This window comes from Pseudomonas sp. NPDC096950 (genome assembly GCF_044762525.1).
Lineage (GTDB): Bacteria > Pseudomonadota > Gammaproteobacteria > Pseudomonadales > Pseudomonadaceae > Aquipseudomonas.
The window spans coordinates 331,112-353,749 of record NZ_JBIWEL010000002.1 but is presented as its reverse complement, the minus strand read 5'-3'; the positions used below and the strand labels follow the sequence as shown (position 1 = coordinate 353,749).

The window sequence follows — 22,638 nt, the reverse complement described above, 5'->3', positions numbered from 1 at the left end:
AACTCTCCTCAGTTTCCTAGTGGACTCGGGTATCGCAGCTGTGTTTTATCATGAGCAACACCATAGCCAACTTTAAAAATACCATCAAATCTAGACTCAAAATATTCATGTTTAAAGAGCTGAACATCTTCTGTCTTGTACGTACCATTTTGAAATCTCGACCATGCCTCAGCAATCTCGGCATCCGGATCAAAACGACGTATACCTCCATCTCGCATCACATGATCCTGAATAAACAGATGTTCTTTTACTCTTTCAACTTGAAAATCTGGAATACCTAAGTTTTTAGCAATATCTGAGACATCATCAGTAGAGTTCCGGATAATTTCGTACTGATCCATTGCCCATCGCTCGCGCTTCATATACTGCTCAGCTGTAAGTTCCTGGGCACCCGTGCTGTATGTCTTACCTTTCCCATCAGCAGTAATGATAGGGTCTAGCCAGTGGGACTCCGCCCCCACTTCGCCCAGTTTCCCAATCCGGCCCGCGGGCACAAGGTTAATTGCCATTTCCGCATCATATTTGGCTCTAACTGCCGCGCTAGCGGCCGTGTTGCCCTGCAATTCATACAGAGAGGCCAATATCTCTACATCGTTTTTGTTATCACGATAGCTGTTGAACAGCCTATCGGGGCTCGCCATGGACAACAAGAGACCATTTGCGATTTGGCTGGTTGTATCCGCCGGGTTGTTGAGAAGGCTGCTGCCCAGAGACCAGAAATTGGTTGCTATGCCCGTAGCCGCGTTCCAATACCCCTGTGGCGAGCCGGTGAGAACACCCATCGAGAAATCACCGAAACCCTCACGAAAATTCAGATTCTTTTCATAAAAATCCTTGTTTCGAAAGTCTTCAGCTTTTGGGATGTAGTTAAAATTCGGATTCAGATAATCGCCGTACAGCCGATTATCCGCATACGCCTCAGGGTGGTTAACACTGTAATTTTGAAGCAGACGAGCCGTTTCGTTTGGCGTGTAGGTCTTTTTGTCACTGAACACAGGGACATCTTCGTTGACCGTCGCAGTGACATCGTAGCTATCCGCCAATGGGGCTAATGCAATACCCAAATACTTGAGGGTCATGTCATCAGGGGCCGTCGCCTTGGCGTCAATGACCGTACGCCAGCCCGCATCGGTGTAGTAAACCAATGCCCTGGCCAAGCGCGTTTCCGCCTCGGCTTCGGTAATGCCTGCGTCCTTGGCCAATGCTTGTGCTTGAGCCTTAATCAGCGGAATTTCTGCCGGGTGCATCTGACGGTTGAACTGCTCAACATTGGCAGCAATAGCGGCACCGCTCATCTGCGCAACCGAACCACCGCCGCCGACCGCCGCCCCAAAGCCTGCGGCGATCAAAGTCCCGAATGCATCCCGGCTTGCCACGCCGATACCGTAACTTTTCAGAACCTCATCCAACGCCGGCATAATTGCTGCCGATGTGCCTGCGCTAAGGGCACCGTTTACTACCGAGCCACTCGATAAGCCTTGTACGGCACCGGCCAGGCTGTGCAACAAGACACGTGCAGCGCCACCTTCGGCCCACGCCGCTTGCAGGGTCGTGTCCTTGTTACGTATTGCGTCCGCCAGTTGTTGATCGGCGTAGTTGCCTATCGTTCTGAAGGTATCCGCCGCTGTGGTATTGGCGACAACGCCGATCGCCGTTGCACCGCCCACACTCCCCAAACCGGCGGCTATCACGCCAGCGGCGATATCCGCCATAAAGCGTTTGTCACCGCCTGCTCGCCAGCTGTCGAACTCATTGATTGCAGCCTGGCGTTCCTCCTCAGTCGTCGCGGATTTGATTTTGTCACTGGCTGCTTGCTGCTGAGCGTTAGCTACTTTGTTGATGATGTTTTTTGAAAGCGCAACGGTGCTCTGGATTAGATCAATCCGCTCCTGAATCGCTTTTTCATCTGGCTTATCCAGCGTCTGGTTGGCGTTTGCTGTATCGCGATTCAACCCAACCAGATCATTCGCCCCCTCAGCGTTGCGCACGATGATGGTGCCTTCACTGACAGCGCTGCGGGTGCTGCTGTGGTCCGAATCACTCAGCGACAACGGAACGCTACCACCTACACTCGAGCCAGAATTGCTGCCATAGGACGCCGAGAAACCTGCCGACTGAGCGCTTATCTCGCTGGTATTTTTAATATCGCTGACGATCAGACGATCAGTGCTAAGCAGATTCTTGTCGGGAGACGCTTCACTGGCTATTACCGCGCCTTGCAAGGTGGTGTTTTTACCGACGGTAATGTCATAACCACCGTTACCGGCAAACAAACCGCTCTGATCTGTCACTGCCTTGTAGTCGCTGTTCATATTGCCAGCGGCCAGACTTCCAGACACGGCCACAGGTGCGCCGTAGCAGAACGGCGGAATACAGATGCTACCGCCGATCCCGGCACTGCCCTGTTTGCTTTTCTGCGTCTCGGTGTCCTGACGCGAGATGATGTTGAGATTGCCGTCAATCAACGCATTGATACTGTCTGCCCGTACCTGTGCACCGGCCAGGGTGGTGTCCTGTCCGCTATGCAGGGAAAGAGAACCGGTATCCAGAGTTGTGTTGACTTGGGTAACCGAGCTACCCGTCCCCATGCTCTTGGCGATAGAAGCGCCCAGATCGAGGGTGAATCCGTTCTGTTCGCCGAGGTTGAAACTGGCGCCAATGGCGGTTTTGTTGTTGCTGCTGTTGTTGGCCCAGTCGGCGGTGTTTTGCGCGCTTTCCAGTGTGATGTTGTTTTTTGCAATTAAGACCGTGTCGGCGGCTTTCAAGCTGCTGCCAATGACGTGAATATCGCCCGCCGTTCCCGGCGCACCGCCATCGGCGATGATCAGTAGGTTACTGCCTGCGTTGAGCGTGCTTTGCTTGGCGGTTTGGCTGGTGTACTCACTTGTGCTTTTGCTATGAGTATTCGCCAGCTCGGTACCGATTTTGATCAGGGAGCCGTTGCTGGCAGATCCCTGTTTTTTTCCATAATCCGAACCAGCGCCTTCGGCGTCGCCGCCCATACCTCCCAGATCGTTGAACGCCATTGCCGCTTGAGCCAGCTTGACCGCTTTGAGGCGCGGATCGTCGGCGTTTTTGGCCGCTTCTACTGAGCTTCGAATCGTATTGACCGTATCGACGATTGCGCCGCCAATGACCCGCCCCACCGCCAAACTGTTGCTCTTGTCAGTACTGCTCTGGCTCAAGCTTTCCATGCCAGCAGCAATGGTCACCTTGGAACCGATCAGGCTCATGTTCTTGGTGCTGATCAGGTCGCTGGCAATCACGCTCAGTTCACGACCGCTGGTGAGACTGACGCTGCCCTCGCTGGAGCCAATGGTGCTGCCGGTCAAAGTGGTTTGGGATGACTGGCCGGTGTGATTCTGACTGTTGATCGACAGATGCTGGTTACCGGTGATGTCATCGACGCCGAGGTTGTTGGCTGTCAGTACACCGGTCAGGTCGCGGTTCTTTTCCTTATGAAGCTCGTTGCGGGTGAAGGTATTTTCCGCCGCCTTAATAGTAAGGTCACGGCCCGCCTGCACAGTCAGATCCTGGGTACTGACCAGTGACGATCCGGTGATCGTAATGTCACGCTTGGCCGCCACATCCACGGTATTACCCGAAATCATGCTACCGACAGCCGTGGTTTGTGTTTCCGCTAGCTGATCCTTGACCTTGCTCGACTTCAAGCCGCCCCAACTGCTTTTACTGGAACTGCTTTCATGGCGAGCGCTACTCGAATCAGTAACCGCGACGATCTGAATGTCATTGCCCGCGGCCAATTGCACGCCGCCCTTATCGGCCGCCACTTCGCTGCCTTTGATCAGCATGTCGTTGCCGGCCAGCAGCGTGGCGTTACCGCCAGACGTCACTGAGCTGGCGATATTCGTGGTGCTGGCCACCTCGTCAAGCCGACTCTTCTTGCCCGAGGAACTTTTCTTGGTTTTGCTGTAAAAGCTGTAATCGGTATCTTCGGCAGATTGGAGCACCAGATTGGCGCCAGCGGCGAGATAAGCCTCATCGCCGGCACTGACCCTACTCGCAATCAAGCTCAGGTCCTTTCCGGCATCAAGCGAGATCGTCCCCCCCGCTTTTACCGTCGTAGACACCTGACTAACATGATCCTCCTGGCTCGTAACCTTCTTGGTCTTGCTATACGAGTGCTCTTCATCCGCCGCCGACGCCAACGTCAGATCACCAATCGCGCTCATGCTCACATCACGCTTGGCATCGATCTGGCTGGCAATCGCCGTGATGTCACGACCGGCATTAATCTTCAGGTCCTGCCCCACATCAACCGTCGAGCCGTACTGGGTAACGCTCGAATCCGTATGCAAACCACGCACGCCGCTGTTGACCTGTTCGGCGGAGACGAGGTTGACGTCACGCCCGGCATTGATGGTGGTGTCGCCACCGCTTTTCAGCACGCCGCCGGTGTTGTTGAAGTCTTGTCCGGCCTTGATGGTCAGGCTGTTGGCGGCTTCGATGCGGGCGGCGCTGTCGACGAAGTCGGTGCGTTCGTCGCGGTAACCGCTGCTGCTTTCGTGGGTGGTGACGGTGCGTTCGTTGATCACGTCGCCGCGGGTGGCGGTCAATGAGACGTCGCGGCCGGAGATGACGCCGCCGGCCTTGTTGATCAGGTTGTTGCCGGCCAGCAGGTCGAGGCGGTTGCCTGCTTCCACGAGGCCGCTGTTGACCAGGTCGTTGCCAGCGGTGGCCGACAGGTTGCTGGTGGCTTTCAAGGTGCCGGCGTTGTTCAGGTCCTTGCCGGCGATCAGGGTCACGTCGCTGCCCTGGATCAGGGCGCCGTTGGCGGCCAGGCGATTGTTGGCGTTGGCCAGGTACAGCACCGGCACCAGCACTTGCTCGCCGTTCACTTCGGCGTTTTCCATCCAGACAATGTCGTGGGTCAGCGCCGCGACTTGTTCGGACGTCAGGCTGACGCCGATCGACAGGTTGAGCTCCGTCTTGCTCGCGACGGCGTTGTTCATCAGGTACTTGAACATGCTCTCGTCGGAGGTCTGGCCGTCGATGAAGCGCTGGCCGGTACGGGCGACCACGGCTTGTTGGATCAGGGTCTGTTCGTAGAAACCATCACCCAGGCGCTTGGCACTTTGATCAGGGTCGTAACCGAGGTTGGACAGCAGGTAATCCGAGCTCATGAACTGCTTGAGGTCGGTGAGTACCGGGTTGGTTTCGATCAGGTATTTCTGGGGGTTGGACTGACCGCTGCTGCTCGGTAAGCCCTGGACTCGTGTAATGGTCTGGGCAACGGCCGAGGTGATTTGCGTCGGGACGGTCGATGGGTTGGCGGCGCCCAAGGGTGCTTGGGACACGGGCAGTACGCCGACAAGCGCCGGTTGACCGGCCAGGTTCGATCCGGTGACGCCGTTGACCACGGTGGTGCCGGTAGCGCCAGAAATATGCCCCGGTACGTTGATGCCACCCGCGCTGGTTGGCGCACTTACGTTGATGGCCGACGCGTTGGCGACAATGCCCGCGCCTTGGCGAGCGTCTGTCGCCAATTGAACACTGGCCGCAGACACTTGAGTGACGTTACCCAACTGGATATCCCGCGCCTGCACATCCGGCGTGGTCTGGTTGCGTTGGGTCAGCGACACACTGGCGCCAGCGAAGGTCCAGCTTGGCGCAGCGGCACTACCCGTCGAGGCCTGGGCGTTGCTGCCATCCTGCCCGCTCAGGCGGAACAAGCCGTTCTGACCGGTAGGCAGGGCGAAGCCAGGCAAGGCCAACGGGTTGACTTGCTGCTGGGCCAGGTCCGGCGGCAGTTGCTGATTTATGGTGATGCGCGTGGAAAACTGGCTGCCCGCCGCGGCGGTGCCGGTACGCGGACCGCTGCCTACGTAGGTGTAGCCAGGGCGTACGACACTGTTATCGATGTTGTTTTGAGCATTGATGTAGACCGCGCCGGCAGCCTGGATCACGGCGGCGTAGCTTTGGTCGCTGGAAGCGATTTTCCGGGTGCTGCCCAAGCCCGGAAGCTCCGTTTCGGTCATGCCGATAAAGTTGGCCATGCCGGCTTGCAGACCACTCAGGTCATTGGCGTTGTAGCCGGGGCTTTCATACCAATACTGGTTCGTGAAGGCACTCGCGGCGCTGTACCAGCCACCGGCGTTTTTGGTCCGCTCCGACATGAAGATGCGGGTGGTTTCGGTTTCACCGGTTTCGACGCCGCTGTTGGTCAGGTTGACCAGCGTGGCGCTCAGGTTGCCGCCGGTAGCGATGGTGCTGCTCTGGTTCAGCAGGTTGCCACCGCGCAGGCTTAAATCTGAACCCGCTGTGATGCTGGAGGCCGCGCTGGCCGCGGTGACCTCAAGTTTTTCACGCTGGACGATTTCCCAGGCGTGGTTCTGCTTGCCGCTGCAGTCACCGGCGTTCACCCCTTCGATACAGGTGACTTCGCCAATCCGCGCGGTGTAGAGACCCGCGTTGTCGACGGTCAGCACAGTGCGGATGTTCTGGATGGTGCTCGCGGCCAGGCTCATGGTGCCGTCGCTTTGGATCGACGCCGAGCTGTTCACGATGCTGTTGGCAAAGCCGCCGCTGCCGTCGCGGTCGATACTCAGGTTGCCGAGGCTGTAGACGTTGGCGTTGCTGTTGTTGAAATCAGCCACGCGCAACGACATGTTGCCGCCGCTGAAAATCAAACCACCGCTGTTGGTCAGGCTGCCGGTCGTCAGTGTCAGGCCGCCACCGGCGCCCAGTGTCCCGAAGTTTCTAACCCCGCCCGCCGTGATGGTCATTCCGGCCCTGGAAGTCAGACGACCACCATTGTCCAGTTGGCCGCCGACATTGATCGTGGTATCGCCGCCGCCAGCAATACTGGACGTCGCCTGGTCAAGACTCACTTGCGCCCCGCTCAGGCCCAGGTTGCCCTGGCTGCTGAGACGACCGCCGCCCCAGTAAGCACCGCTCAGGCCGACGTTGAGGCTGCCATCACTGGCGATCAAGCCTTCGTTGTGCCAGTTGAGACCGCTGCCGCTAAAGCTGTCGGACGCCAACAATTGGCCGCTGGCGGTCTGGGTGAAGTTGTTGACGTTAACGCTCAGGCGCCCGGCCTGGATCACGCCGCTGTTGGCCCAGGTGTCGGTGCTGATGGTCAGGCCACCACGGGTGACGAGGGTGCCGCCGGCGTTGATGACGTTGGGGGTGGAGATGTCGAACGTGCCGGTGCCGACGTGCAACAGACTGCCGCCGGTGTTGAGGAAATTGCCGGCGCCGAGGGTCAGGTCGGAGTTGGCGGTTTCCAGGGTGCCGTTGCGGTTGTCGAACAGGCCGCCAATCTGGAAGTTGGTTTTGCCGCTGGTGCCCAGGGCACGCAGTTGGCCGGTCTGGTTGTCGAGGCTGGCAGCCTTGATCGCCAGGGTGCCGTCACTCTCGATGATGCCCAGACGGTTGTTCAGCGCGCCGCTCAGGGTAAGGTCGATTTGTTGACCGGCGATCTGGCCATCGTTGTCGCCACTGTTATCGAAATTGTTGCCGGTGACGTTGATCTTGCCCTTGGCGTACAGGCCGCCATTGCGGTTATCGAAGTTAGCGGTGGAGATGATTGCATCACCACTTTGCGCCGAGAGGCGTCCGCCGTAGTTGTCGATGCCGCCCAGGGCGGTCAGGTTCAGGCGTTGGGCCTGGGTGACGCCGCCCTGGCGGTTGTTGTTCAGGTCATAGCCGTTTTTCAGCACGCCGGTCAGGTGCGCGGTGAACGCCGCTTGCAGGCTGGCGAGCACGCCGCCGCGGTTGTCGAGGTTGCCAGCGGTGACGCTCAGGTCGCCGGCCTTGGCGATGATCCGACCACTTTGGTTATCGATATCGCCGCCGGTGGTGAGGGTCAGCGCACCTTGGCTTTGCAGCGCGCCCTTGGCGTTGCCGAGGCTGGCGGCCTGGATCTTCAGGTCGCCGTTCTGGCTGTAGATCAAGCCGTCGGCGCTGTTCTGCACGGCGCCCGGGGTGGTGATGGTCAGCAGATCATTGGCCGCGACGGTGCCGCGATTGCGGTTGTCCAGGCCGCCGGTCAGCAGCGTCATCAAGCCCTGGCTCGCCAGTTGGCCGCCCTGGTTATTGATCTGGGCGACATGCTGCACCAGCAACGGCCCGGCGCTGGCCAGTTTGCCGTTGGTGTTGGTCAGGACGCCGAGCAGGTCGAGGGTCACGGCTGCGTTGCCGACCAGGTTGCCGCCGGTGTTATCGAGGGTGGTGCCGGTAAAGCTCAGATCCTGTTTAGCGTTCAGGGTGCCGCCCGCGTTACCCAACGTGATGGCCCGCATCGCCAGGGTTGCGCCGCTGTCGATCAAACCGCCCTGGGCGTTGTTCAGCAGACCGCTGAGCGTCAGGGTTTGAGCGCCGCCGCTGGAGAGGACGCCGCCGTTGCTGTTATCCAGGTTCGCGGCATTGACGCTGAGGTTTTTCAGGCTGACCAGTGCACCGCTGCCGCTGTTGAGCAAGTCGCCGCTCAAGGTCACGCCGAGGTTGCCGCTTTTACTGGAGAGCGTGCCGTTGTTGCGGTTGTCGAGGCTGCCAGCGTTGACCTCGAGGCCCTGCCAGCCGGAAAGCAAACCGTTCTGGTTGAGCAGATTACCGGCGGTCAGGCTCAGCAAGTTGCTGCTGATCAGTTTGCCGCCGCTGTTATCGAAGGTGCGCCCGGCCAGGGTAAAGCTCTGGCTGCTGGAAACTTCACCGACGCGGTTGCTCAAGTCACGCAAGCGGCTGATGGTCAGCGGTCCCTTGGCGGTGATCAAGCCGTTGTTGTTGCTCAGGTCGCCATCGTTCAGATCAAGGGTGATGCCGGCATCGCTCAACAAGCGACCGCCATTGTGGGTCAATGCATTCAGCTTCAGGTCGATATCACCAGTGGCCGAGACTTCACCGCCATTGCTGGAATCCAGGCTATTGGCGGTCAGGTTCAAAGAACCCTTGCTGTTGATCAGGCCTTTGGCGCTGTTGTCCAGTGCGGCCGTGTTGATCGTCAGCGCAGTGCCGACGAACATCTGGCCGCCGCGGTTATCGAGATTGCCAGCGTCGATGTTCAGCGCCTGTGTCGCATTGATCAGGCCGTCGCTTTTGTTGGTCAACAAACCACTGACGTTCAGCGCGAGGTCGCCACGGCTGTTCAGGGTGCCGCCACTGTTGTCCAGTGTGCCGGCGCGCGCGTCGAGGCTGGCGGCAGCGATCATGCCCTTGACGTTATTCAGCATCTGGGCGATTCGCAGGGTGATGCCCTGATTGCTCAGCAGCTGGCCGTTGTTGCTGTTGTCGAGGTTGTTTGCCGTCAGGGTGAAGGCTTGGGCGCTGGAAATTTGACCTTTCTGGTTAAGCACATCCGTCAGGTTTTTCAGCACCAGAATCGGTGCATTGATCACACCGCTCTGGTTGTTCAACTGGCCGTTATTCAGGTCCAGATTCAGGCTGGTGTTACTGAACAACCGACCATCCTGCTGATCCAGGCTGGCGACGTTTGCCGTCAAGGCACCGGTGCTGCCGATCTGGCCTTTGTCCTGGTTGGTGACGGCGCCCGCTTTCAGATTCAGGGTGCCGCCACTGTTCAGTTTGCCGGTATGACTGTTGTCGAACGCGCCGGTCGTGACGTTGGCAGCGCCCACGGCAGTGATGCTGCCCAGTTGCCGGTTATCGAGGCTGGCGCTGTGCAGATCGAGGTCGGCATAGGTGATGAATTTGCCGCCCTGGTTGCCGATCGCCCCGACGCTGTTGAAGGTCAGGTTACCGGCGCTGGACAAGGTGCCGTTCGCGTTGATCAACGCACCCACGCGCACACCCAGGGTGCCTTCGCTGCTGATCAGACCGAGGCTGTTGTCCAGCGACGCACCGAGGCCAACGTCGATGTTCTGTTGGCTGAGCAGGAAGCCGCCGGTGTTATCCAGCGCAGTGCCTGTGACGTTCAAACCGGTCTTGCCGGAGATGCGGCCGGTGTTGCGGTTGATGATTTGATCGACCGTCAGTGCCAGGGTGTTTTGCGCGAGGATCTTGCCGCCGTCGCTATTGTCCAGTTGCTGGCCGACCAGGGTCAGGTCGCCTTGAGTGGAGAGTTCGCCACCCCGGTTGTCGACGTTGCCAACCTTGATGTCCAGTACACCCGTCGCGCCGACCAGGCCACTCAAGCGGTTGTCCAGGCTGTTGCCGGTCAGGCTCAGATTGCCTTGGGCGATCAGTTTCCCGCCCTGTTGTTGCAAGCTGCCAATGTTGGCGGTGAGGTCTTTTTTACCGGCGATCTGGCCGAGGCTGTTGTCCGTCGTGGCGGCGCTGAGGACCAGATTGCCGTCGGCGATCAACGTACCGTTGTGGTTGTTAAGGGTGTTATCGACGACCAGATTCAGGCCGTCGCGGCTGCTGAGCATACCGTCGGTGTTGTCGAGGCTGGCACTGTGGACGTCCAGCGCGGCGGCGGAAATGATGCCCTTGATGTTGGTCATCGCCTGCGCCACGCGCAGGGTCAGCGCCTGATTGCTGAGCAGCTTGCCTTTGGCGCTGTTGTCGAGCGTCCGGGCATCGATTGTGAAGGCTTGGGCACTGGAGATTTCGCCGTTCTGGTTGGCGACGCCGTCGAGGTTTTTCAGCAGCAACGCACCGGGGGTATTGATCAAGCCGCCCTGGTTGTTCAACTGGCCGTGGTTCAGGTCGAGGCTCACGGACGTGTTGCTGAGCAACTGGCCGCCCTGTTGATCGAGGCCAGTGACCGCAGCGGTCAACGCCATGGCACTGGCAATGCGGCCAGTGTCCTGGTTGGTGACTTGGGCAGCGTTCAGGTCGAGGGTGTTGGCGCTGGTCAGGCGACCGCCATGACTGTTGTCGAAAGCACCGGTGGTGACAAGGGTCGCGCCTTTACCGGACAGCAGCCCGTTGTTGCGGTTATCGAGGCTGGCGCTGTTGAGGGTCAGCCCGGCATTGGTGCTGATCGAACCGCCCTGGTTATTCAACGCGCCCGAGGTGACGACGTTGAGCTCGGTCGCGCTGGACAGGCTGCCCTGCGCGTTGTTCAGGCTGGCGGCGTTGACCGTCAGGGTGCCTTCGCTGCTGAGCAGGCCGGCACTGTTGTCGAGATCCCCCGTCAGGTTGATGGCGAGGTCATTCTGGCTGGCCAGCGTGCCACCGGCATTGTTCAGGCTGGTGCCATCGAGGCGCAGGATGTTGCCGAACAGCAGGCCTTTGTTCTGGTTGATCAGGTGAGCGACCGTCAGGCCCAACGCGGTGCCGGCCAATACCTTGCCGCCGTCACTGTTGTCCAATTGCTGGCCGCTGATATCGATATCGACCTGGCTGGAAATCTCGCCAGCACGGTTGTCGATATTGCCGACATTGAGTTTCAGCGCTTTTGTAGCCCCTACCAGACCACCGTTGCTGTTATCCAGCGACGTACCGGTGAGGGTCAAAGTACCCTGGGCAACCAGCTCGCCGTCTTGCTGGGTCAACGCGTCGATATTGGCGATCAGGTCGCTCTGGCTGGCGATGCGGCCGGCGTTATTGAGCACCACGCCGGCTTGCAGTTGCACCAGGCCTACGGCGCTGAGCAAGCCGCCCTGGTTGTCCAGGCGCTGGCCAGTGAAACCGATGCCGGCCTTGCTGCTGAGCAGGCCTTGCTGGCGGTTATCCAGTTGATCAACGAACAGCTGCAGGTCCTTGTCGGCGCGGATGACGCCGCCGCGGTTGTCCGCCGTGGTCGTGCGCAAGGTCAGCAGATTCAGCCCCGAGAGACGACCACCGCCGTTGTCCAGGCTCAGGCTCTGGATGTTCATCAAGCCTTTGGCCTGCACGCTGCCGCCGCCCTGGTTGTCCAACAACCCGGCGAGGGTGACGTCGAGGTTGCCGTCAGTCACCAGACTGCCGACCTGACGGTTATCGAGGCTCCCGGCGGTGAGGCTCAAGCCTTGCCCGGCCCCCAGCGTGCCGGCCTGGTTATCCACGGCGCCGTTGATGGTCAGGTTCAGGCGTTGATCGGCCATCACTTGGCCGCCGGCGTTGCCCAGGCTCATGGCGTTGATCGTGCTGTTGCCGGCACTGGTCAATTCGCCGTTCTGGTTGAGCAGCGCCCCGCTCACTTGCAGGTTCAAATCGGCATCGCTGCTGAGGCTGGCGTCAGTGTTGTCGAGGCTGGCAGCGTGCAGGTCCACGCCGGCGCCGGAGATCAATCCCCGGACGTTGGCCAGCACCTGATCGATACGCACGGTCAACGCTTGATCGCTGACCAGTTTGCCGTCGGTGTTATCGAGACTTTGCGCAGCCAGGGTGAACGCCTTGGCACTGGAGATTTCACCGCCAGTGTTGTCAACGGTGTTCAGGTTCTTCAGCAGCAGTTGGCCCGGGGCGGTGATCAGACCGCCACGGTTATTCAGGTAACCGTTGCTCAGGTCCAGGCTGACGTCGGTGTTGCTGAACAACTGACCGCCGCCATGCTGGTCGAGGCCGGTGACGGTCGCGGTCAACGCCATGGCGCTGGCAATCCGGCCGGCGACGCTGTTATCCACCTGGCTGGCGGTGAGCTGGAGCGTGTCGGTGCTGGTCAGTCGACCGCCCTGTTGGTTGGCGAATGCACCCGTCTTGATGACCACGCCTTTGCCGGCGATACGCCCTTGCTGGCTGTTGTCGAGGCTGCTGCTGATCAGCGACAGGCCGGCGTCGGTGAGCAAGGCGCCGCCCTGGTTGGCAATGGCGCCGTCACTGTTGACGGCCAAATTGCCCACGCTGGAAATACTGCCGCCATTGTTGCCCAGGCTGCCGGTACGCACATTGAGTAGGCCATCGCCGCGCAGCGTGCCTTGGGTGTTATTCAGTTGATTGGCCACGGACAGACTGAGATTGCGTTTGGCATACACGCTACCGCCGCCGCTGTTATCCACTTGCCCGCCACTGAACTGCACATCGCGCTGCCCGGAGATCACACCCTTGAGCTGATTGTTGAGGGTATTGAGGGTCAGTGCGACATCGCCGTTGGCCAGCAGTCGGCCGTTGCCGCTGTTGTCCGCCTGACTGCCGTTCAACACCAGATTGCCCAGGCTGGAGATTTCACCGTTGCGGTTATCCAGCGTTGGCGTGGTCAGCAACAGGTCGCCGCCCGCATTGAAAAGCCCGGCCTGATTGAGCAGTTGCCCGGCAATCCGGGCGGTGAGCGCGCCCGCACTGAGCATCTTGCCTTGCTGGCGGTTATCCAGCGTGCCCGCCACGTTCAGGCCCAATGTGCCCTGACTGACCACCGAACCTTGCTGGCTGTTATCCAGCGCCCCGGCGCTGATCTGCAAGTCGCGCTGGGCCAGCACACGCCCGCCCTGGTTGTTGAACTGGCCACTGGCGGTAATGCTCAGGCTCTGCCCGGCACCGATCAGACCAGCCACGTTATCCAGCGACGCGACCCGCAGCGTGCTGACGGCCGAGCTGGACAGTTCGCCGCCGCTGTTGATCAGATTCCCGGCATTGACATCGAGATTGCCCGCACTGGTGATCAAGCCGCCCTGGGCGTTCAGCAACTGATTGGCGGTGACGGCAAGATTGCCTTGGCTCAGCACCCGACCTTTCTGGCGGTTATCCAGGGTCGCGGCGGAAATCTGCGTGCTGCCCTGGCCATTGAGCGTGCCGCCCTGGTTGGTCAGGGTCTGCGCCACCGAGGCTTGCAACGTGCGGCTGGCAATCAGGCTGCCGGTGTTATTGAGGTTCTGCGCCGTGACACTGATATCGCCCGTGGTGTTGCGGCTGTTATCGGCGTTCACGCCAGCTTCGATCACCGCCTGATTGCTCAACTGCCCGCCGCTGGACAGGCTGATGCGATCCCGTGCCGCGAGGTTCTGCTGAACGTTGAGATCACCCGAGGTGGCGACGGCGACGCTGGTGCCCGCATAAACAGGCCCGGTGGCGTTAAGGCTGGCGGCATTGACGTTGACCGCGCCGCTGGCAGCGGTCTGGGCCATGCTCAGTTGCCCGTTGACGTCGAGTTGAATATCCCCGCCGCTGGCCGCCATGTTACCGGCCAGTTTCACCCCGACCCCGGCCTCGGTGCCCACCAGTCTGATCGCCCCGGCGTACATACCGCCCAGGGCCGAGGAGTCGATGGCCAGTTCCGGTTTGGCGCTACCGTCGTCAGCGCGAGCGGTGGCGTTGAGGCTGTCGGCGTTGACGTCGTTGCGACCGGCGATGATGGTCAGGTTGTTCGCCTGGATCTCGGCGTTGATCTTCGCGCTGCGGGTGATGATTTCGAAGCGATCGACGTTGTTGGCGTTGAGCCCGGCACCGTCGATGGAAACGCTGCCCTGATCGACCTGGAAGCGATCCAGTCGACCGCTACCGTCGAGCACCGGTTTGCCGGTGGTGAGGGTGACGCGCGGGGTGTTGATAAAGCCGCAACCGTTGCAACTGATGCCGTACGGGTTGGCAACAATCACACGGGCCGATTGCCCCGCCACTTCGGTGTAGCCGCGCAACTGGCTCGGGCTGCCGCCGACCACTTCATTGAGGATGGTTTGTGCGGCGACGCGGTTGGTCAGGTTGGGGTTGCCAACGATGATCCCGCCCAGCTGCGTCGCGCCGGTCTGTGCCGCGACGTTGTTGAGAATCACGCCCTGGGCGCCAACGTTGTAGTCGTGGAACTGGTTATGCGACAGCCCCGCGCCGTTCGGCGTGGCGATCTGGATAATCGGCACCCCGTTGCCAGCCTGCCCCAGACTGGTCGCCGGATTGGCCACCACAATCCCTTCGGCCTGGGCCCACATCGGCTGCCAGAACATGACGTTCGCCAACAGGAACGCCAACCCGCGTTTGGGCATGCCCCAGAAGTGCTCACGGGTTTTCAGGTCCGAAGAGGGCTGGCGCGCGAGGAAGGCGTATTGGCGAACGTCCATGTTGGAGGTCTCGAGAAGGTGTAATTAAAGAAAGAAATCCAGACGGAAATAAATCGGTGCTTCGCGCTCGGTCAGGGCATCCGGGCGTTCCAGGGAGTGGGCAAATGTCACGCTGGCGGCCAGGTGCTGGCCACGGGCGAACAGTTCCACCGAGTTGCTGGACATCCGCCCATGCTGGTCACCGTTGTAGCGATTGGCGCTGATCACACCCTGGTCGTAGCCGAGGCTGGTGCCGTATTCGGCGAACACCGGGCGCAGCCATTCGAGGCTGACCGGGCGGCTCCAGCGCAGGTCGTTGCGCCAGTAGCCGCCACTGTCGCCGGACAGGGATTGATCCTTGTAACCACGGATCGACGATTGCCCGCCGAGGCTGGTGCGTTGCGGGCTGAACAGCACGTCTTCGCTGTGCTGGCCGGTCATCAGGCTGCTGAAACTGAACGACTCGCCCCACACCTTGAACGGTTGCAGGTAGCTCGCGGTGGCGGTGTATTTGCGATAGCGCGCGTCCGGCTCGCCGGGGCCCGGATGATCGTTGCCCTGGGCGTCCAGCAGGCCGATGCCTTGCTGCATGCCCAGGTCCAGGTTGATGAACGCACTGCCGATCCGCCGACCGTGGTTGATGCCGAATTGCGCTTCGCTGATGCGGTTGCTGCTCAGCGCCAGCTTGCTGTCTTCGATGAAGTTGTTGGTGCGCAGGTACGACAGACCGGTGCTGAGCGAGGTCTTGCTCACGGCGTCGCGATGGATCACCCGCTCGACGCGCAACTGATGGTTTTCGCTGTCGCCGGTCTGCTTGAAATTGAAGCCGTTGGACTGAGCCTGCGAGCGGTACTCGCTCTGGCTGTAGGTGTAGGTGAAGTTCCACCAGCCCCAGGGCAGGTTGTAATTGAGCATCGTGTTATTGGACGTGTGCTGGTGATCACTCATCGCATCGTGACCGCCGCGCAGGTTCAACTGATCCGCCAGGCCGAGCGGGCTGTCCCAGTCAAACGTGGTGCCCCATTGCTGCTCGCCGGTGCTGCGCTGGCCGTCATTGCTGCGGGACAATCCGGCACGCCACGGCTTTTGTGGCGTGTTCTTGACCAGCACTTCGCTGCCACCAACGGCCTTGCCCGGCGACAATTCCATCTGCGCCTGATTCGACGGCAAGCGGTTCAACTGATCAACCATCTGCTCGATCTCGCGCAGATTGACCAACTCGCCGGCTTTACCGGGAAACGCCATGCCCAACTCGCGTTCCGACAGTTTGCTGTCCTCGGCGCCCTTCAACCCTTCCAGCTTGCCCTCGACCACCAGCACCTTGAGATGGCCAGCGGACAAGTCCTGCTGTGGCAAATAGGCACGGCTGGTGACCAGGCCTTTTTCGATGTAATGGTCGGTGATGACCTTGAGCAATTCGTTGAGCTGGGTGACGCCCAGGCATTGGTCGATAAAGGGTTTGAGCAGGCGCTGTTTCTCGCTCTGCGAAAGACTGTCCGCACCGCTGAGTTCGATGTCTTTGATCGGGAAGCAACGGGTATCGACGGGGGCTGCCGGTGGCGTTGGCTTGGCTTCCTTGCCCGGCAAGTCCTTGAGTTCTTCCAGACGACGGCGTTGCTCGTCGAGGAGCCGATCCTGACGCTCACGGATCAGGTCGGTATCACCAGGAGTGGGGGCAGCGTAAGCAAGATTTAGCGGAGACAGGCACAGCAAAGCCAGGCACAACCTCGCCACAAGGGCGGGTGAGTACATGTTCGATCCCTCGAAATTGAGAGTGGTAGCAAAATAGTGGCGCGATATTAGATGGCCACTATTTTGGCGTCAATGAATGGATCCATTCAGAGGTGAGTGCCGACGAACGGTAGGTCGGTGGTTTGCGTTGTAGGATATGGGATGACAGTTACGAGCCCTTGAATGAAAACGGGCGACCCGTGGGTCGCCCGTTTTGCATAGTTCACAAGCGCGTGCGTTCAGTGATTTCTCACTGTTTCTCGACGCGTTGTTTCTTTGGTTCCTTAACCTCGACCATTTTCAACACAAAAAACTGTCTATTTAACCGGTATATATGAATAACCCCTCACCAAGACTTTCCCTTCCCTGGCATCCCTTACCCGGATCAACTCAGCCATGTACTCCTGAGTATATTCAACGAAGTACGCTTTACCCGGCTCAACCGTCAGATTCAAATAAACATTTTTCGGATGGGTGTGTTGGCCCGCGGATATTTTATGCAACCCCGGGCTGATAAAAACCCAGGAATAGTTACGATCATTAAGGCCCACCACCGCACTGTCATTGATGCTGAAAATGCTGTCATAAAAACTGCCCTGAATGACCTGGGTTCGCATCATGTAAACCAGTGCTTTACCCGGCGGTGGTGCTGGTGGTTCGAAATAGGGTTGGCTGGAGGTCATGTGACCGCATCCAGCCAACAGCAGCATGAATAAGGAAACCGCAAGGCTTTTCATCATATTCATTTGTTTTGCCCCAACAACTGATTGATCACCGGGCCCATTTTTTCCTCAACCGTTGCGACTTTGGACGGATCAAACCCACCTTCCCCAGTTAAGTGATATTGAGCAAAACCGATTTGTTTATCATCCTTGTAGAGCCAGATATTCGCGTCGGAAAGATAGGCGGACAAATCCCACGAGCGAGTCGCGGTATAACTCAGGCGGTACTCACAACCATCTGGAAGAGGCGAGGCATGAAGCCGACTCTCGATGCCGTGTTTACGCAGAAGGACTTGCAGTCCATCGACAAAATCGCCAACCACCACCTTCGGGTTCTCCTCGATGCAGAGCCTGGAGATACGATATTGGGGAGCAACGGGTTCGACTTTGATGTTGGTACAGCCGGTTAATGTTAATAACAAAATTGATGCCAGCGTTCTGAACAGCATGTTCTATTCCTGAATTAACTTAAATATCAACAAGGGTGCAGCACTACAGCATTACTACCTGGACAGCCTCAACAATAGCGTCCCCTACTGACCCTCCACAGCCAAAAATGATATCAATATAGTGGCCCTCAGATAAACCGTCGTAAACAGCTGGCTCACGATCTTTTGCCGTCATCGCGCCCGCCCTGAACTTTTTTCATGCAACAACCCTCAACCGGGTAACCCGCCTTAACCGGAACTGAGGCCTCTCACATGAAAACCTTGCTGAAGCTCACCCTCGCCGCAACCCTCGCCTGCGCCCTGCCTGTCTGGGCCTGCACGCCGGAAGAAGCCACCGCAAAACGCGAACAACTGGCCAAAGAAGTGACCAGGCTCACCCAACAGAATCCGAAGAAGGCCAAAGAGATTAACGACAAGTTGCAGAAGATGGATCTGGGCACGGCCAGTGCGGATCTGCCGGATAAATGTCAGTTGATTGATCAGCGGTTGAAGGAGCTGGATACGGCGGATAAGAAGGCCGAGGGTTAAGAGCAAAGTCAAAAGATCGTAGCCTTCGGCTGCTCCTACGCGCCTGTGGGCGCCGCCGAAGGCCGTAATCTTTTGATCGTTAATTTGCACTAGTGCATTTAATTATTTGCACAAACGCATATCCACACCTAAGGTTACCTCGAGCCCGGATCGGAGCGGCCATTAAACATGGCAAACCGCATACGCCGATCGCTCGGCAACACCGCTGTACACCCACTAGCTGGACGCTAGTTTTCACTCATGGAGGATTGAAAAATGTTAACCACTGAAGCAACACAGTTCACCGGCGAAACACTGCCAAGGTGCCTGGCAAATCATCTGCTCGACCCACACCTGGTCGAGGTCGAATCGGCGGCACGCGTCAATGCACTGGCCGCCGCCAGCCTCAACTTCACGATGCAGCCACAAACCCAGACCAACTGGTGCTGGGCGGCGGCTTCCGCCTCGGTCGGCAACTATTACGGCACCGGGTCCTGGACCCAATGCGGCGTGGCCAGCGCTGCGCTGGACCGTAACTGCTGCAATCAGCCGGGGCCGTGCAACGTGTACGGTTATCTGGACACCGCCCTGCGGATCACCCGCAGTTTCAACGGCATGAATCAGGGTTCGTTGCAGATGTCGGCGATCCAGAACCAGATCAACATGGGCCGCCCGGTCTGTCTGCGTTGCGCCTGGTACGGCGGCGGTGCGCACTTCCTGGCGATCTATGGCACCAACGGCAACTACGTGCTGGTCGCGGATTCGATCTACGGCTACTCAACCCGCGCGCTGAACTCGTTCCCCGGTTCGTACAACGGCGGCGGCAACTGGACCAACACCTACTTCACCGTAAAAAACTAGGAGGGCGACATCATGCAACTGACTTATCCAAAGGCGCCTTCCAACGGCGTGCAAACCTTGCGTCCGGCGCTGCAAGCGGCGCTGCAAACCCAAGGCTTCGGCATCAATCGCCAGTTTGCCAGCGCTACACCGAGCAAGATCAGCCTCAGCGAGGCCTATCGCGGTTACTCGCTCAGCCTGGAGGATTTGAACCAGGGCAAAGGCCTGAAAGCCGCCAAGGTTGGCGACTGGCATTACCTGGTGTTTTCCGATGGCGTGACGATTGCCGATGCGCAGTTGGCCGACGTGCGCGGGCATGTCGAGTTTTCCTCGCTGAACCACGGGGCCATGGCGGCCGCCACAGTCGGTGCGTTGAAACTGGCGGAACAGTCGCCGCAACTGCAAGGTAAAACCGTTGAATTGCGGGTGCTGTTTGTCTCGGCCATTCACCTGGTCGCAATCTGGCTGCACGCCGACACTGAAGACGTGCTGATCCCGATCGAGCCGACGCCCAAGGAACTGGCGGTCACTCAGTTGTACAGCGAAGCGGCCCTGCTCGCTTTGCTGAAACCGGCGGCTGATCAGGCCAAGCAACGCTTTGATGCGGACACCAGTGGGCTGTTGGGGAGCTGACAAACGCTGGACATAAAAAAACCCGGACACTGTCCGGGTTTTTTATTGGAGGCTAAGGCGCTTTATTCAGCAGCCGGCGCTTCCGGCTTGCGGCGCTTGAGCGGCGCCATGCCGTCCTTGCTGACCAGCGACAAGGCGTCGGTCTTCGGGCGGTTGGCGATCTTGCGCTTGGTCGGTGCCTTGGCGCCGGTTTTCTTCTTGTCGCCTTTGGCGTCGACCTTTTTCTTCTTCACGCCAACGGCTTTGCCCGAGGCCTTGACCTTCTTCGGTCCGCCGTAGGTGCCTTTGACTTCCTTGATGGTGCGGCGCTCGAAGCTCTGCTTGAGGTAGCGCTCGACGCTCGACATCAGGTTCCAGTCGCCGTGGCAGATCAGCGAGATGGCCAGGCCATCGTTGCCGGCACGCCCGGTACGACCGATGCGATGCACATATTCGTCGCCGCTGCGCGGCATGTCGAAGTTGATCACCAGGTCCAGGCCTTCCACGTCGAGGCCGCGGGCGGCAACGTCGGTGGCCACGAGGATTTTCACGCCGCCCTGCTTCAGACGGTCGATCGCCAGTTTGCGATCCTTCTGGTCCTTGTCGCCGTGCAGCACGAACGCTTTGTATTCCTGCGCCACCAGACGACCGTAGATACGGTCAGCCATGGCCCGGGTGTTGGTGAACACGATGGCCTTCTGGTAAGTCTCGTTGGCCAGCAGCCAGTTCACGATTTGTTCTTTGTGCTGGTTATGGTCAGCGGTGATGATTTGCTGACGGGTCGTCGCGTTCAGGTCGCTGACGTTGTTGAGCTGCAAGTGTTCAGGATTGTTCAGCACCTTGGCGACCATCTCGCGCAGGCCCGAACCGCCAGTGGTGGCGGAGAACAACATGGTCTGCTGGCGGTTGGTGCACTCTTCCACCAGACGTTGCACGTCTTCGGCAAAGCCCATGTCGAGCATGCGGTCGGCTTCGTCGAGCACCAGCACTTCGACTTCTTTCAAGTCGAGGTTGCCGGCGTTCAGTTGCTCGATCATCCGGCCCGGCGTACCGATCAGGATGTCCGGCACCTTGCGCAGCATGGCGGCCTGGACCTTGAAGTCTTCACCGCCAGTGATCAGACCGGACTTGATGAACGTGAACTGGGCGAAGCGCTCGACTTCCTTGATGGTCTGCTGGGCCAACTCGCGGGTTGGCAGCAGGATCAGGGTCTTGATGCTGACGCGGACTTTCGCCGGGCCGATCAGACGGTTGAGGATCGGCAAAACGAAAGCAGCGGTTTTGCCGCTGCCGGTTTGCGCAGTCACCCGCAGGTCACGCCCTTGGAGCGCCAGCGGAATAGCCGCTGCTTGCACTGGCGTTGGCTCGACAAATTTAAGCTCGGCCACGGCTTTGAGCAGGCGTTCGTGCAGGGCGAATTGGGAAAACACGGGTGCTACCTCGAAGAAATACAAAAAAACAGCTGCATAGGGTAACGGTTTCGAGCGCTAAGGCCGAGTTTCTTTATGCAAACGACAGTAAACAGTGGCTTTTTTGTTGCCTGATTTGTCTCCAAACGTCATCCGTAACGTCTTAAATGCTCTAATCGCCCCGACGCAACCTACAGAAGAATCGTTTTCGCCCATGGATATCAAACAGCTCTGGCTCAATGCCCAAGACCTTTGGGGCGCCCTCGACCAACACCCCCTCCTGCATTCCAGCCTGGCGCTGGTCCTGTTGCTGGTGGTGGCGCTGGTCCTCGGACGAGTGGCGCGCTACCTCATTCTGCACGCCACCAAAATGCTCGGCCGGCAACCGGCGCTGCACTGGGTCAACGACTTGCGGCACAACAAGGTCTTTCATCGACTGGCGCAAATGACGCCGTCGCTGGTGATCCAGTTCGGCCTGTACCTGGTGCCGGAATTGAGCAAGACCAGCCGGATCTTCCTCGGCAACGTGGCCCTGTCATTCACCATTCTGTTCCTGCTGCTGGCGGCCAGCGCCTTGCTCAGCGCCCTGCTGGACATCTACGCCCGCACCGAACACGCCCGCACCCGCTCGATCAAAGGCTATGTGCAGCTGACGAAAATGGTCTTGTACGTGCTCGGCGCAATCATCATCGTCGCCACGTTGATCGACCGCTCGCCGCTGTTGCTGCTATCGGGTCTGGGTGCGATGTCGGCGGTGATTCTGTTGGTCTACAAGGACACGCTGCTGTCGTTCGTCGCCAGCGTGCAACTGACCAGCAACGACATGCTGCGGGTCGGCGACTGGATCGAGATGCCGCAAGTCGGCGCCGACGGTGACGTGGTGGACATCACGTTGCACACGGTCAAGGTGCAGAATTTCGACAAGACGATCGTCTCGATCCCGACCTGGCGCCTGATGTCCGAGTCGTTCAAGAACTGGCGCGGCATGCAGCAGTCCGGTGGGCGGCGGATCAAGCGCAGTCTGTTTATCGACGCCAGTGGCGTGCGTTTCGTGCGCGATGACGAAGAATCGAAACTAGCCCAGGTGCACTTGCTGACCGATTACATCAGCCGCAAGCAGGCGGAACTCAAGGCCTGGAACGAAGCCCAGGGTAACGTCGCGGCGATGTCCGCCAACCGCCGGCGCATGACCAACATCGGCACCTTTCGCGCCTATGCGCTGGCGTATCTGAAAAGTCACCCGGAAATCCAGCCGAACATGACCTGCATGGTCCGTCAGATGCAGACCACCGCCCAGGGCATCCCGCTGGAAATCTACTGCTTCACCCGCACCACCGCGTGGGCCGATTACGAGCGGATCCAGGGGGATATTTTCGATTACCTGCTGGCGGTGTTGCCGGAGTTTGGCTTGAGCCTGTATCAGCAGCCAAGTGGCGGGGACTTGCGGTCGGGGTTGCTGCCGGCGGTGCTGGGCGCGAGCCATATTCCCGAGCCCGAAAAACACATCATGTAACCCCACGCTCCCCTGTGGGAGCGGGCTTGCTCGCGAATG

The 22,638-nt window shown here is 59.3% G+C and carries 9 protein-coding genes; 4 read left to right on the top strand and 5 right to left on the bottom strand.

What is annotated here, in order from left to right; translation table 11 throughout:
- Positions 1-8: 8 nt before the first annotated feature.
- From ACIQY3_RS06030 to ACIQY3_RS06015, 4 genes are all read right to left on the bottom strand, one after another.
- Positions 9-14,837, bottom strand: a complete 14,829-nt coding sequence (locus tag ACIQY3_RS06030; RefSeq protein ID WP_403017991.1) for a hemagglutinin repeat-containing protein — start codon at positions 14,835-14,837, stop codon at positions 9-11.
- A gap of 24 nt (positions 14,838-14,861) precedes the next feature.
- On the bottom strand, positions 14,862-16,568 hold the full coding sequence (locus ACIQY3_RS06025; protein WP_403017990.1) for a ShlB/FhaC/HecB family hemolysin secretion/activation protein: 1,707 nt from the start codon (positions 16,566-16,568) through the stop codon (positions 14,862-14,864).
- A gap of 296 nt (positions 16,569-16,864) precedes the next feature.
- On the bottom strand, positions 16,865-17,284 hold the full coding sequence (locus tag ACIQY3_RS06020; RefSeq protein WP_403018135.1) for a DUF2846 domain-containing protein: 420 nt from the start codon (positions 17,282-17,284) through the stop codon (positions 16,865-16,867).
- Positions 17,285-17,289: 5 nt separating this feature from the next.
- Positions 17,290-17,718 carry an Sbal_3080 family lipoprotein gene (locus tag ACIQY3_RS06015; protein ID WP_403017989.1) on the bottom strand — a complete coding sequence of 143 codons (429 nt, stop codon included), beginning with the start codon at positions 17,716-17,718 and terminating at the stop codon, positions 17,290-17,292.
- A 252-nt stretch (positions 17,719-17,970) separates the two neighbouring features.
- Between ACIQY3_RS06015 and ACIQY3_RS06010 the strand changes: the two genes are divergently transcribed.
- The 3 genes from ACIQY3_RS06010 (at position 17,971) to ACIQY3_RS06000 (ending at position 19,698) form a co-directional block, all read left to right on the top strand.
- Positions 17,971-18,246 carry a hypothetical protein gene (locus ACIQY3_RS06010; protein WP_403017988.1) on the top strand — a complete coding sequence of 92 codons (276 nt, stop codon included), beginning with the start codon at positions 17,971-17,973 and terminating at the stop codon, positions 18,244-18,246.
- A 255-nt stretch (positions 18,247-18,501) separates the two neighbouring features.
- Complete coding sequence (locus tag ACIQY3_RS06005; RefSeq protein ID WP_403017987.1) at positions 18,502-19,086, top strand: papain-like cysteine protease family protein; 585 nt, start codon at positions 18,502-18,504, stop codon at positions 19,084-19,086.
- A gap of 12 nt (positions 19,087-19,098) precedes the next feature.
- Positions 19,099-19,698, top strand: a complete 600-nt coding sequence (locus ACIQY3_RS06000; protein ID WP_403017986.1) for a hypothetical protein — start codon at positions 19,099-19,101, stop codon at positions 19,696-19,698.
- Positions 19,699-19,760: 62 nt separating this feature from the next.
- Here the strand turns inward: ACIQY3_RS06000 and ACIQY3_RS05995 are convergent, their stop codons facing one another.
- Entirely contained in the window at positions 19,761-21,107 is a 1,347-nt protein-coding gene (locus ACIQY3_RS05995) for a DEAD/DEAH box helicase (protein ID WP_008153197.1), read from the bottom strand.
- A 193-nt stretch (positions 21,108-21,300) separates the two neighbouring features.
- On the opposite strand from ACIQY3_RS05995, the gene ACIQY3_RS05990 reads away from it, so the two are divergent.
- Complete coding sequence (locus ACIQY3_RS05990) at positions 21,301-22,599, top strand: mechanosensitive ion channel family protein (RefSeq protein ID WP_403017984.1); 1,299 nt, start codon at positions 21,301-21,303, stop codon at positions 22,597-22,599.
- Positions 22,600-22,638 lie beyond the last annotated feature (39 nt).

Bases quoted from the DNA above. Each gene is read 5' to 3' on its own strand.
- ACIQY3_RS06005 (WP_403017987.1), top strand. From the start codon at position 18,502: ATGTTAACCACTGAAGCAACACAGTTCACCGGCGAAACACTGCCAAGG.
- ACIQY3_RS06030 (WP_403017991.1), bottom strand. From the start codon at position 14,837: ATGGACGTTCGCCAATACGCCTTCCTCGCGCGCCAGCCCTCTTCGGAC.
- ACIQY3_RS05990 (WP_403017984.1), top strand. From the start codon at position 21,301: ATGGATATCAAACAGCTCTGGCTCAATGCCCAAGACCTTTGGGGCGCC.
- ACIQY3_RS06025 (WP_403017990.1), bottom strand. From the start codon at position 16,568: ATGTACTCACCCGCCCTTGTGGCGAGGTTGTGCCTGGCTTTGCTGTGC.
- ACIQY3_RS06000 (WP_403017986.1), top strand. From the start codon at position 19,099: ATGCAACTGACTTATCCAAAGGCGCCTTCCAACGGCGTGCAAACCTTG.
- ACIQY3_RS06010 (WP_403017988.1), top strand. From the start codon at position 17,971: ATGAAAACCTTGCTGAAGCTCACCCTCGCCGCAACCCTCGCCTGCGCC.
- ACIQY3_RS06020 (WP_403018135.1), bottom strand. From the start codon at position 17,284: ATGAAAAGCCTTGCGGTTTCCTTATTCATGCTGCTGTTGGCTGGATGC.
- ACIQY3_RS06015 (WP_403017989.1), bottom strand. From the start codon at position 17,718: ATGCTGTTCAGAACGCTGGCATCAATTTTGTTATTAACATTAACCGGC.